This window comes from Pseudomonas sp. 05N431, from assembly GCF_056397005.1.
The window spans coordinates 60,387-72,788 of the sequence record NZ_JBFTMN010000022.1 but is presented as its reverse complement, the minus strand read 5'-3'; the positions used below and the strand labels follow the sequence as shown (position 1 = coordinate 72,788).

Here is a 12,402-nt window from a genome sequence, read left to right as displayed (position 1 = left end):
GTCTGCCAGACCGCCCGCGTCACCGGCCCGGCCGGCGAAGAGATCTACTGCGATGAATATGGTCGCGTCAAAGTCGAGTTTCACTGGGACCGGGCCGAACGCGACAGCGAAAAAAGCAGTTGCTGGCTGCGGGTTTCCTCCAGCTGGGCGGGGGATCATTTTGGCGCGGTGACCATTCCGCGTATCGGCATGGAAGTCCTCGTCACTTACCTCGAAGGCAATCCCGATCATCCGCTGATCACCGGTTGCCTGAGCAACAAAGTCACACCTGCACCCTATCCCTTGCCCGAGAACAAAACCAAAACCGTACTGCGCAGTCGCAGCTCCCCCAGCACGGGGGGGTACAACGAACTGTCGATCGAAGACCGCGCCGGGCAGGAGCTGATCTACCTGCGGGCCCAGCGGGATCTGGAGCAGAAGGTCGAACATGACAGCCGGCTGGAAGTGGGTAACGAGCGCCGGGAAACCATCAAGGGCGACAGCATCACGGTGCTGGGGGCTGAAGAACATCGCACGGTCGCGGCGGATCGCAAGGTCCAGCTCAAGGCTAACGACTACTTGCAGGTAGCCAGCAGCAGCCATACACGGATCGGCAAAACCCTGGTGATCGAGGCCGGCGAGCAGATGCACATCAAGGCCGGTACGCACCTTGTGATAGAGGCGGGTGAGAGCCTTTCGGTGAAGGTCGGCGGTCAGCACATCGTGATCAACGCCGACGGTATTTTCAGCAGTCGCGCGATAGAGGTCGGCGGTTCTCCCGTGCCGGGCATGGCTGCACATGCATTACTGCCGGGGGTAGCGGCGGGTTTGCTGGCATCCGTCGCGCCTGAGGACGAAGCGTCAGGCGAACTGGAGGAAGAGGAGGAAGAAGTCGAGCTGGAGGGGATTACCTTGCGGATCGGTGTGTTCTTCGATGGCACCGGCAACAACCGGTCCAACAGTGAAACGGTTGCCGGGTGCTATGCGCGGGATGTGGGTTTGGAGGCGCTGGCGGAGGACATTCGGCAGTTTTGTCAGGCTCATGGCTATGACGGCGAAGGGGGAGCGCCGGATAACAGTTATGGGAATGACAGCAGTAATGTGGCGAAGCTGTATGACCTGTACAGGGATGACCGCGAACGCCAGCTCTCAGAGGATGAAACTAAAGCATCAATCCGCGTTTACCCGGAAGGCATCGGTACTAGTAGTGGTGAGCAGGATTCAACTTTTTCACAGATGACCGGTTTGGGCGCGCAGGGTGTATTGGCGCGAGTTGAGGAGAGCCCAGCACGAATTCTCGAAAGGATTGAGCGGTTTAAGCTATCAAATCCTGAACGAAAAATTGAGCGCATCGAATTCGATATCTTCGGTTTCAGCCGAGGCGCCGCTGCCGCCCGACATTTCGCCAATGAAATAGTGAAGGGGGAGCAGAACCCATTGGCCACGCTACTGCCAGCCGAGTCATCACTGTTCATCGAGGATTTTGCCTGGCGCGCCAACATCGATGTGTCCATCAATTTTATCGGTATCTTCGACACCGTTGCCGCCGTCGCGAGCGTTTCCATTGGCGGCATCAGTGTCCACGACGCCAACAATCCCGGCGTCAACCTGTACCTGGCGCCGGACCTGGCCAAAAAAGTCGTGCACCTGGTGGCACGGGACGAGCGTCGCCACAACTTCTCGCTCAACAGTGCCGGTGCTGCCGATATCGTGTTGCCGGGTGTTCACTCTGACCTTGGCGGCGGTTATCGAGATTCCCGAATCGGCTCGAACCACCATGCTCAAGGGTGAAAGGGCTTATTGCGGTGCCGTCGGCAAATGGAAAACGGATTACCGAAAGCTGCTGATTGTTGGCCTGGCACCGGGCGGTATCGCCAAAGTGTATTTGGGTGGCCCGTGTCTGAAGTCAACCGAGGTCACCCGCGTACAAGGCACTATCAATCCTGAAGGTCCCTACAGGGGCACGTCCAACGGAAAACATCGACCCCTTTCAGAAGAGTCTAAAGCCTACATCGACCAGTTCGGTATTCCCTATAGCTCCTGGTAATCCATGAACAATCACGAGAAACCACGACCACTGGTACATCCCAATGTTTAAGAACTCACCCGCAGTTAAAGCGAGTGTTGCAATGTTATTGGTGTTGCTCTTGGGGGGATGCACCACGGGTATTGGCCGGTCACTGCCTTATGACGCCTGGACGCTGGATTTTTTTGGGCCGCCCTATATGGAAGCCTGGATTGAAACGGCGGATGTCGTGGATATCAATGGACGCGTGTTCCGCGGTGCAGGCAGCGGAGGAGTGACCACAGGCTATCCGAGGACATTCAGCAAAGGCATACCTGCAAAATTTAACGGGAAGCCAAAAGGATGGGCTGAGCATCCGGGCGGGAGTGGCCGGTATGTAAGAGGCGCTGATCTCCCCCGGTTGGTCTACGTACGCTGGCAGTCGCTGGCCGAGCCGCAGACCTATGAAGCGTACATCGAAATCCCCGAATCGGCTCGAACCGCCATGCTCAAGGGCGAAAGGGCTTTTTGTGGTGCAGATGGTAAATGGATAACGGACTACCGAAAGCTGCTGATTGTAGGCCTGGCACCTGGCGGTATCGCCAAAGTGTATTTGGGTGGCCCTTGCCTGAAGGCAACCGAGGTCACCCGCGTAGTAGGCACGATCAACCCCGAAGGCCCTTACAGGGGCAAGACAAATGGTGAGTATTACTTTCTGTCAGATGAATCCAAAGCCTACATCAACCAGTTCGGTATTCCCTATGGCTCCTGGTAACCAAGGGGGCGCGTAAAGGGAGGGTATTACTCGTAAGGGCACTTGAAGTAGCGGCTGCTGAGTGGGCGTGCCATGAGGTGCTCAAGTCCATGCAATCACGCATTGCAGGCAGCCAATCACTCGCAAATGTTTAGCCAATCCGCAACCAAAGTTCTTCAAGTCTGGATTTAACGGCATATCGCTGCGTGTGACGCTGCTCAGCCTCTGTGTTCTGCGGTGTTCTCTATGGACGGTTGCTCAGTCGACACTCACCCCGAGGCTTCGCCTGGCGCTTATGCGTCATGCCCTCAGCATCGGCGTCGATTCACGTCCGCCGCCCTGAACCTGTCTGCACTGCCTTCTGAACTGGCCTTTTGGGCGCTGTGGCACTGCCGCCATGCGCGCCCGCCGGATGCCTGTATTTCCCGTTAAGTCTTCTCAACGGTCCTTGCCTCATGTGCAGGGATCCAACTGGCGGCGCCTGTGCGTTTGCCTGACGCGGAAATACGAGAGTTCCCATGAGTACGACCCCCTTTGCCTCGACACAAGAAGCCCTGACCTTCCTTGAGCTCAACCCGGATATCGAGATGTTCGAGTTGTTCATCCTCGACAACAACGGTGTACCACGCGGCAAATTGCTCCATCGCGATGAGTTGCTGGCGGTCTATGAAAGCGGCCGGCCACTGCCGAGCACCATTCTCGGGCTGACGATCAATGGTGAAGACGTGGAAAATTCCGGGCTGGTCTGGGAGGTTGGCGATATCGATTGCCGGGCCTATCCGGTGAGTGGCAGTTTGCAGCGTATGCCGTGGCGGCAGATTCCGACGGCGGCGGTGCAAGTCAGCATGCACCCGCAGGAGGGCCTGCCAGCGACCGTGGCCGATCCGCGGCATTTGCTGGCCAAGGTCATCGACGGGCTCAAGGCCGATGGTTATTACCCGGTGATGGCGGCAGAGCTGGAGTTTTACCTGCTCGACCAGCAACGTGACAGCAACGGTCGCCCGCAGCCCGCGCGGGATGTCGATGGCGGCCGGCCACGGACAACCCAGGTCTACGGCTTGCGTGAACTGGAACAGATCGAACCGTTTCTCGCTGATCTCTATGCGGCCTGCAAACTCCAGGGCATCCCGGCGCGCACGGCGATTTCCGAGTACGCCCCAGGTCAGGTGGAAATCACCCTCGAACACCGCCGCGATGCGTTGCAAGCGATGGACGAAGCGGTGCGTTACAAGCGTCTGGTCAAAGGCGTGGCGCACCGGCACGGGATGCTCGCGTGTTTTATGGCCAAACCCTTTGATGACCTGGCGGGCACCGGCATGCACCTGCACGTCAGCCTGGCGGACAAGCACGGCAACAACCTGTTTGCCAGTGAGGCGCCGGACGGCACGCCACTGCTCAAGCACGCGGTGGGCGGCATGCTCGGCACCTTGCTCGATGCATTGCTGATGTTTTGCCCCAATGCCAATTCCTATCGGCGTTTCCAGACCAACAGCTATGCGCCGCTGGCCGCGACTTGGGGCGTGGACAACCGCACCGTCAGCCTGCGCGTGCCGGGCGGACCGGCGTTTTCCCGGCACATCGAGCACCGCATCTGTGGTGCCGACGCCAACCCGTACCTGGCGGCTGCGGCGATTCTGGCCGGTATTCATCGCGGGATTCGCGAACAGTGCGACCCCGGCGCCCCGGTCGAAGGCAATGGCTACGCGCAAGCCAGCGAGTTGCTGCCGACCGACTGGCTGACCACGCTGCGCGCGCTGGAGGGTTCGGCCTGGGCGCGCGATGCGTTCGGCGGGGAATTCCTCGGGGTTTACCTGGCCGTGAAACGCGCCGAGTACCGTACGTTCATGGGGGAGGTCGGGGAGCAGGACTGGCGCTGGTATTTGCATCAGGCGTAATGCTGAAAGCGGCAGAACTAGAGCCTGTTTCGTCATTAAACCTTTTTTTCACGCGAAGCTTGATAACCTGTCGCCCGTCAGTCGTTCCCTTTATCAAGAGTCGCCAGTTATGTCTGCGCAACCCCCCTCCTCAGTCGAGCACGAATGTGCTCGACGCTACGATCAGGAGCACGCTCGAGTCTGCCTCCAGCCGCATCCCCGTGGGCTGGTGCAGCGGTTTTTGCAGTGGCGTGGCAAGCGACTGGTGCGGCGCGCACTCAAGGTGGCCGGCGAACCGGGGCTGATTCTCGATGTGGCCTGCGGGGCAGGGGGCAACTGGCCGGTGCTGGCCGAGCACACCAACCGGGTGATTCTCGCCAGCGACCCGTCCCAGGAAATGCTCGACCACGCCCAGACCCATCATCCGGCCGAGCTGCTCAAACGGGTCAAAACCTTTCAGAGCTCGGCATTCACCATCGGTTTGCCGGAAAACGCCGTGGATTGCATTTTTTGCATGCCGTTGTTCCAGCACATCGAAAACAGTGAACATCGCCTGGCGATACTGCGTGAGTTTCACCGGGTCAGTCGCGATGCGCTGATCGTGTCGGTACAGCGAGACGGGTACTTCAAGCTGCGTGCGCGGTTCGGCGAGGATGCACAACCGCATCAACTGGCGACCAAGGCCGAACTTGAGGCAGAGTTCCGGCAAGCGGGTTTCAAGACGCTCAAATACCTGGACACTCTGCCTGGCAGCGACCTGCCGCGCGTCTACGTGCTGCATAAAGCCGACTAGCTGTCCTATTCTTCTCGAGCAGCGCGAGTTTTGCTCAAGCGCTTGCTCAGTCAGTGCGCGGAAATCGCCGGGGCCGATATATACTGCGCGCCATTCTTCAAGGGAGAGCCGTGTGGCCATCGATATTCACTGGATTCGCGACAACGATAGCCTCGGTCAGTTTTGCGCCCAATGGCAGCAGTTGCCGTTCGTCGCCCTCGACACCGAATTCATGCGGGTCGACACTTTTTACCCGATCGCCGGCCTGTTGCAGATTGGCGATGGCGAGCGCGCTTTCCTGATTGATCCGCTGACGATCGACAACTGGCAACCGCTGGCCCAATTGCTGGAAAACCCGGCCGTGGTCAAAGTGCTGCACGCCTGCAGCGAAGACCTCGAAGTCCTGTTGCGCTTGACCGGCAGCCTGCCGGCGCCATTGTTCGACACGCAACTGGCGGCTGCCTACCTGAACCTGGGCTTCTCCATGGGCTACTCGCGTCTGGTGTCGGAAGTACTCGGCATCGACCTGCCCAAGGGTGAGACCCGTTCCGACTGGCTGCAACGTCCGCTCTCGGAAACCCAGATCAGCTACGCCGCCGAAGATGCCGTGCATCTGGCAGAGGTTTTCGTGCGTCTGCGGCCAAAGTTGTCGGACGACAAGTACGCCTGGGTCCTGGAAGATGGCGCCGAACTGGTCGCCAACCTGCGCCGCGAAGTCGACCCTTACGAGGTGTATCGCGAGGCCAAGCTGGCCTGGAAACTCTCCCGCGCGCAACTCGCCGTGCTGCGCGAACTCTGCGCCTGGCGCGAGCGCGAAGCCCGTGCCCGAGACCTGCCGCGTAACCGCATCGTGCGCGAGCATTCGTTGTGGCCGCTGGCACGCACCCAGCCGGACAATCTCGGGGCACTGGCGAAAATCGAAGACATGCACCCGCGCACCGTGCGTCAGGACGGTGAGTTCCTGCTGGGCTTGATCAAGCAGGCGGGCAGTGTCCCGCCGGACCAGTGGCCGCCAGCGGTGCCGGAGCCCTTGCCGGTGGAAGCCGCGGCACTGGTCAAGCGTCTGCGAGCGCTCGGTCAGGCCGAAGCTGAACGCTTGAACATTGCCCCGGAACTGATGCTGCGCAAGAAAACCCTCGAAGCCTTGCTCAAGAGCGGCTTCCCCGAGGGCCCTTACCAATTGCCTGATTCGCTGCGTGGCTGGCGCCGCGAATTGATGGGCCAGGCCCTGCTCGACTGCCTGGCCACTGCCGGAGAACAGCCTTGAAACGTATTTGCTCTATCTACCGAAGCCTGAAGAAAAACGAGATGTACCTCTACGTGCTCAAAAGCGATGCACTGGAGCGCGTCCCGGAAAACCTGCTGCTGGCGTTCGGCAAACCGCATCACGCCTTCGACCTGGTGTTGACCCCCGAGCGCAAGCTCTCGCGCGAAGACATCACAGTGGTCCTGGAAAACCTCGACAAGCAGGGCTATCACCTGCAAATGCCACCGGCCGAAGACGAGTACATCGAGCACTTGCCGGAAGAGCTGCTACGACGCAATGATCCGGTTTGACGGATATCTGTAGGGGCTCTGTCCAGAGCCTCTGGAAACAATGGAATTGATTATTTTGGCGAGGGCCGCGAGCGAGGGAGAAACACTCCTTCGGCGGTCTTGTGCACTGCTTTTGAAGGTTTGAACCATGCGCGTTCTGATTGCCGAACACGACCACGCTGTATATGCCCAACTGTTGCGTCAGGCCGCGCCTGAACTGCAAGTACTGACCAGCGGCGACTCCGCTGAATTGGCCAGCCTGGCCGCCGACTGCCCGGTCTGGCTCGGCCAGCCGGACCTGTTGGCGACGCTGTTGCGTCAAGGTCATGAGCCTCAGTGGCTGCAATCGACCTGGGCCGGCATTACACCGTTGCTCGCCGACGGCTTGCCACGCCACTACCGGCTGACTCGAGCGGTCGGGATTTTCGGTCAGATGATGGCTGAATACGTGCTGACCTACATGCTTGGCCATGAGCGCGAAGTGCTGGCGCGACTGGTCAGCCAGGTCGAGCGCAAGTGGGACAACCGTCTGGGCCAGAGCCTGGCGGGGCGCAAGGTGCTGATCGTCGGTACCGGCGATATCGGTCAGAGCGTGGCGCAGTTCCTGGTGCCTTTTGGCGTCAAGCTATACGGGATCGCCAGTTCGCCGCGCGAGCAGGCGCCGTTCATTGAGGTCGCGGGGCTGGAGGATCTGGGGCGCCTGGTCGGTGAAGTCGATTACGTGGTCAACCTGTTGCCGAATACGCCGAACACTCACGATCTGTACAACGCTGCGTTGTTCAAGCAGTTCAAGTCGACCGGTTTGTTCATCAACGTCGGGCGTGGCGTGGCGGTAGTCGATGCGGATCTGGTGGAGGCTTTGAAGGAAGGGCATCTGGCTGGGGCGGTGATCGACGTCTGCCGTCAGGAACCGTTGCCGCAGCGCCATCCATTCTGGACCGCCTGGGGCTTGCTGCTGACCGGCCACAGCTCGGCACCCACCTCACCGCCGATGATGGTGCAGCTGTTTCTCGAGAATCTGCGGGCGTATCAGGCCGGTGAAGCGTTGCGCGGCGAAGTGGATTTCACACGCGGCTACTGAAACCACACGGAACAACTGTGGGAGCGAGCTTGCTCGCGATGAGGCCATCACCTTCAACATCATTGGTGACTGTAAGGCCGCTATCGCGAGCAAGCTCGCTCCCACATTAGATCTTCAGTGTGGCTTACAGGCTGAAATCACCCTCAGCCGCCAGCTCGCTCAATGGGCGACGCGGGCTTGGGACTTCCCGGGCTTGCAGGTAATCGGCGAGGGTCGCCTTGTCACCCAGCTTGCCGATCGCGACTGCCGCGTGCAGCGCGTAGCCTTCAGGAATATTCAGTTCCTTGCGGGTCAGCTCCTGATCGAAACCGGCCATGCCGTGAGTGTGCCAGCCGCTGATGGAGGCTTGCAGCGCCAAATGGCCCCAGGCGGAACCGGTGTCGAAGGTGTGCCACAGCGCGGCGGTCTCTTCGGTGGCGCCAGGTGCGGTGAAGGTGGTTTTCGAGATCACGATCACCAGGGCCGAGGCGTGTTGCGCCCAGCTGCGGTTGAACTCGTTCAGCAGACCCAGGTAACGCTCCCAGTTCGGCGTGTCGCGGCGCGCGTAGAGAAAACGCCATGGCTGCGAGTTGTAGGCCGACGGTGCCCAGCGAGCCGCTTCGAAAAAGCTCAGCAGGGTTTCTTCAGGGATACTTTCACCGGTGAAGGCGCGCGGCGACCAGCGATCAGTGAACTGTGGGTGAATGGCATATTCGGCAACGCGGGGATTAGCGCTCATGGACGAGTTTCCTGACTACGTTTATGAAGGAAAAGCTGAGTAAAAACCGACGCGCGCAGTTGAGCTGGGCAGTGAGGTTTTTCAGACCCGGGGCAATTGCCCTGAATGCAACGCGGTTGAGCGTTAATGGCACCTTGGCATGGGTCGTTGCGACTCGCAAAGCTACTTCGTGGCGTCATAACTGACAAGTCCTGTTCTACCGGCAGTCGCCAGTACTTGGCCCGCAGGGGCTGGGGCACTAGACTGGCGGCCTTTTCACCACCTGATGTTGATGCTTGAGCCATGGCCGCCAAAGTCGAACCTTTCTGGATACGCAAAACCCTCGAACAACTCGATCAAGAGGAGTGGGAGTCGTTGTGCGACGGGTGTGGCCTGTGCTGCCTGCAAAAGCTCGAGGACGAGGAAGACAACAGCGTCTACTACACGCGCATTGCCTGTAAATTGCTGGACCTGAAAACCTGCCAGTGCACCGACTACGCGAACCGTCGCGACTCGGTGCCGGACTGCATCCAGCTCACGCCGGGCAAGGCCGATCAGTTCAAGTGGCTGCCGCCGACCTGCGGTTACCGGTTGGTCAGCGAGGGCAAGGACTTGCCGCTTTGGCATCACCTGGTCTGTGGCGATCGGGATGCGGTCCACCACGAGCGCATTTCCCAGTCGGGGCGCATGCTCGCTGAAGGCAGCGTGGCTGAGGATGACTGGGAAGATCATCTGATTTTTCGGGCGGGCTAACGCAAGAGTTCCAGAAAAAAATCACGAAGGAGTGTGTATGGCTGTGGCGTTAAGGCTGCCGTTGGCGTTGTCGCTTTTACTGCTGAGTTCACCCTTGTGGGCGGCAAAAAAAGTCGATCTGGATTACCACGTACGGTTATTGCCGCAAAGCGATCAGGCTGAAGTGCGCTTGACCCTGGCACGTGGCTCGGCGTTGCACAGCCTGGATTTTGATCTGGGCGATGGCAGCCAGTACAGCGACTTCAAGGCCGATGGCCAGTGGCAGCTCACGCCGGGCAACGCGGCGCGTGGCGTCTGGCATCCGGCCGCTGACAAGGCCAGCCTGACCTACCGGGTACGCATCAGTCACACCCTCCAGAATTCCAGTTTCGATACCCGCATGACGCCGAATTGGGCGTTGATGCGTGGCGACGACCTGGTCCCGGCGGCGCGCCTGGATCAGCAGGACGGTGTCGAGCTGGTGTCGCGGCTGGAGTTCGAATTACCGGAAGGCTGGAAAAGCGTCGAGACTTCCTGGCCGCGGGTTGGCAAGAACCGCTTTCGCATCGACAACGTTGCTCGACGGCTCGACCGTCCCACGGGCTGGATGCTCGCCGGCAACCTGGGCAGTCGTCGCATACGCCTGGGCGAAACCGAAGTCACGGTCGCCTCGCCGCAAGGGCAGGGCATGCACCGGATGGACGTGTTGACGCTGCTGACCTTCGTCTGGCCGCAAGTGCAGGCGCTGTATCCGCGTCATCCCGGCAAGCTGCTGATTGTGGGGGCCGCCGACCCAATGTGGCGCGGCAGCCTGGCCGGGCACGAATCGATTTATCTGCACAGTCATTTGCCGTTGGTCAGCGAAAGCGGCAGCAGCCCGTTGCTCCGTGAGTTGGCCCAGGTATTGGGGCGAATCAAGGACAGTGATCGCAGTGACTGGATCAACGAAGGCTTTGCCGAGTACTACGCGATTGAACTGCTGCGCCGTGCCGGCGGCATGAGCGATGATCGTTATCAGGTGCTGGAAGATAAAATGGCCAAGGCCAGCCATCATGTCAGCACCTTGCGCGGCGATCAGCTCAGCGCGGCACAGCTCGCCAAAGCGGTGTTGCTGCTACAGGAACTGGACCGCGAAATTCGTCTGAAAACCCGTAACAAGCGTTCGTTGGACGACATGTTGCGCGGCGCCATGGACCTTGGACGGGTGAGCACCAAGGAGTTTGTGGTGCTGGCCGGGAGCATTATCGGCGAGCCGTCGAAAGTGCTGGATACCGAGTTGCTTCGCTAAAACCGCCATCGCGAGCAAGCTCGCTCCCACACTAGGCCATCTGCGTACACAAACCTTGTGAACGACCGAGATTAAGTGTGGGATCGAGCTTGCTCGCGATGAGGCCATGAGCCTCACCCCATCTTCGGGATCAAACCCCGGCCTTGGGCGACTTCAGCGAATCATTACCCGTCACCGTTGCGGTACGGGTTGCCGCATCGGCGTTGGTTTTCAGGGTTTTGAGCTCTGCACCGGCCCGTTCGATTTTCGACCGGACGTTGTTCATGTCCTGACGACTTTTTTCGAAGAAGCTTTTTGCCGAACTGTGACCGGTGATACCGCGGGCCAGGGCTACACCGCCGAGTGCCACCTCAATCAGCCCGAACACGCCACCACGGCGCAGGCCTTTGCCGATCATCACCACACCGCCGGCGGTGCTCGCGATGCGTTCCCAGCCCTGGACGTTTTGCGTCGGTTGCGTCTGGAACGGCGTGGAGTCGATACGTTCTACGCGTTTGATGTCGCTCATGATCTGTCTCCTCAGGGGCAATCGCTATACAGCTGACTGTGCAGTCGGCTGTCTTGTTCCATCCCGCGCTCAGCGTATCAGCGAAATTTTGGACCGGAACGGGTGTTATTGCCCTTGGCCATGCGGTCGTAAAGTACCACGTTGACGGTGGCGGCCAGATTCATGCAGCCGGTGGTCGGGATGTAGACCACGTCTTCGCACCACTCGCGAATCTCTTTATCGAGCGAGCCGTCTTCCGGGCCGAAAATATACAGCGCACGGTCCGGGTGAGTGTATTCGGGCAACGAACGGGCGCCATCGACCAGCTCGACCGCCACCGGGACGCAGCCCAGCGGGAGGATTTTCTTCAGGTCGTCGATGCCGATCAGCGGAATGTCGTGGTGGATTTTCTTGGTGTCGGTGACAAAGTCACGGGCGCGTTCATAACGCTTGCCGGTGTAGAACACCGACGCCACGCCGTAGCAGCCGGCGGCGCGCATCACCGAACCGACGTTCTCCGGTGATTTGGGGTTATACAAACCAATGCAGCTGTACCGTTTGTTTGCCACGAGCGGGGTGCCCTTCGAGAAAAACCGCGATTATACGGGGATTGCTCGATGGCGGTCAGATTGTAGATTGGTGGTGTTTGGGCGATTGCTATCGCGAGCAAGCTCGCTCCCACAGGGGATCTTCTGTGAGCACACAATTTGTGATCACCCAAAACCAATGTGGGAGCGAGCTTGCTCGCGAAGAGGCCCTTACCGGCGCCGAAAAACCTCAGTCGTCCTTTTTCATCAACCCGGCCAACGCAGCAAACGGGTTATGCGTCGCCTTGGCGATTTTTGGCGTGCTCAGCGAGCCGTCGCCGAAATACTGTTGGTCGGTGTAGCGCGAGTGTTCATTGTCGTGGCAGTACAGGCACAGCAGCTCCCAGTTGGAGCCGTCCTGCGGGTTGTTGTCGTGGTTGTGGTCGCGGTGGTGCACGGTCAGCTCGCTCAGGCGCTTGCCGGAGAACTCACGGGCACAGCGGCCGCAGACGTGCGGGTACATCTTCAGGGCCTTGTCGCGGTAACCCATTTCACGGTCGCGCTGGGCGTCGGCGAGGATGCGGTCCAGTTTGGCCGTGTTGGAGGGAGGCGTTGACGAACTCATGGGTTCACCTTTGTAAAAAGACTAATGACGGTAATAACGAGAGTT

Annotated in this window: 13 protein-coding genes and 1 pseudogene; 10 read left to right on the top strand and 4 right to left on the bottom strand. The window is 59.8% G+C overall.

Features of this window, described 5'->3' with window-relative positions:
- From tssI to AC1DIG_RS26315, 8 genes and pseudogenes are all read left to right on the top strand, one after another.
- The coding region (gene tssI, locus AC1DIG_RS26350; RefSeq protein ID WP_477769657.1) for a type VI secretion system tip protein TssI/VgrG at positions 1–1,770 on the top strand (1,770 nt) is incomplete at its 5' end.
- A pseudogene (locus tag AC1DIG_RS26345) lies at positions 1,712–2,026 on the top strand (DUF2931 family protein); the annotation flags it as partial. The gene tssI and the pseudogene AC1DIG_RS26345, both read left to right, overlap by 59 nt.
- An 82-nt stretch (positions 2,027–2,108) precedes the next feature.
- Entirely contained in the window at positions 2,109–2,759 is a 651-nt protein-coding gene (locus tag AC1DIG_RS26340; RefSeq protein ID WP_477769656.1) for a DUF2931 family protein, read from the top strand.
- A 497-nt stretch (positions 2,760–3,256) separates the two neighbouring features.
- Positions 3,257–4,633 (top strand): glutamine synthetase family protein, encoded by a 1,377-nt coding sequence (locus AC1DIG_RS26335; RefSeq protein WP_477769655.1) that lies wholly within the window; start codon positions 3,257–3,259, stop codon positions 4,631–4,633.
- 109 nt (positions 4,634–4,742) lie between these two features.
- The gene (locus tag AC1DIG_RS26330; RefSeq protein ID WP_477769654.1) at positions 4,743–5,405 is read left to right on the top strand and encodes a class I SAM-dependent methyltransferase; all 663 of its coding nucleotides are present in this window, start codon (positions 4,743–4,745) and stop codon (positions 5,403–5,405) included.
- A gap of 112 nt (positions 5,406–5,517) precedes the next feature.
- A complete protein-coding gene (gene rnd / locus AC1DIG_RS26325) occupies positions 5,518–6,651 on the top strand; it encodes a ribonuclease D (protein WP_477769653.1) in 1,134 nt (377 codons plus the stop codon).
- Complete coding sequence (locus AC1DIG_RS26320) at positions 6,648–6,941, top strand: YcgL domain-containing protein (protein WP_019692499.1); 294 nt, start codon at positions 6,648–6,650, stop codon at positions 6,939–6,941. The genes rnd and AC1DIG_RS26320 overlap by 4 nt, the downstream gene beginning before the upstream one ends.
- A 127-nt stretch (positions 6,942–7,068) precedes the next feature.
- On the top strand, positions 7,069–8,001 hold the full coding sequence (locus AC1DIG_RS26315) for a D-2-hydroxyacid dehydrogenase (RefSeq protein WP_477769652.1): 933 nt from the start codon (positions 7,069–7,071) through the stop codon (positions 7,999–8,001).
- A gap of 124 nt (positions 8,002–8,125) precedes the next feature.
- On the opposite strand, the gene AC1DIG_RS26310 is transcribed toward AC1DIG_RS26315, so the two are convergent.
- On the bottom strand, positions 8,126–8,719 hold the full coding sequence (locus AC1DIG_RS26310) for a nitroreductase family protein (RefSeq protein WP_216743674.1): 594 nt from the start codon (positions 8,717–8,719) through the stop codon (positions 8,126–8,128).
- A gap of 282 nt (positions 8,720–9,001) precedes the next feature.
- Between AC1DIG_RS26310 and AC1DIG_RS26305 the strand changes: the two genes are divergently transcribed.
- Both AC1DIG_RS26305 and AC1DIG_RS26300 read left to right on the top strand, forming a co-directional pair.
- On the top strand, positions 9,002–9,451 hold the full coding sequence (locus AC1DIG_RS26305; protein WP_054596149.1) for a YcgN family cysteine cluster protein: 450 nt from the start codon (positions 9,002–9,004) through the stop codon (positions 9,449–9,451).
- 37 nt (positions 9,452–9,488) lie between these two features.
- Complete coding sequence (locus AC1DIG_RS26300) at positions 9,489–10,718, top strand: hypothetical protein (RefSeq protein WP_477769651.1); 1,230 nt, start codon at positions 9,489–9,491, stop codon at positions 10,716–10,718.
- A 130-nt stretch (positions 10,719–10,848) separates the two neighbouring features.
- On the opposite strand, the gene AC1DIG_RS26295 is transcribed toward AC1DIG_RS26300, so the two are convergent.
- The 3 genes from AC1DIG_RS26295 to AC1DIG_RS26285 all read right to left on the bottom strand — a co-directional run bounded on the left by AC1DIG_RS26295 (position 10,849) and on the right by AC1DIG_RS26285 (position 12,357).
- Positions 10,849–11,226, bottom strand: coding sequence for a YgaP family membrane protein (locus AC1DIG_RS26295; protein ID WP_477769650.1), 378 nt, complete (start codon positions 11,224–11,226; stop codon positions 10,849–10,851).
- Positions 11,227–11,303: 77 nt separating this feature from the next.
- The gene (locus tag AC1DIG_RS26290; RefSeq protein WP_019692493.1) at positions 11,304–11,774 is read right to left on the bottom strand and encodes an RNA methyltransferase; all 471 of its coding nucleotides are present in this window, start codon (positions 11,772–11,774) and stop codon (positions 11,304–11,306) included.
- A 208-nt stretch (positions 11,775–11,982) separates the two neighbouring features.
- A complete protein-coding gene (locus tag AC1DIG_RS26285) occupies positions 11,983–12,357 on the bottom strand; it encodes a YajD family HNH nuclease (RefSeq protein WP_054596159.1) in 375 nt (124 codons plus the stop codon).
- Between the last annotated feature and the right edge of the window lie 45 nt (positions 12,358–12,402).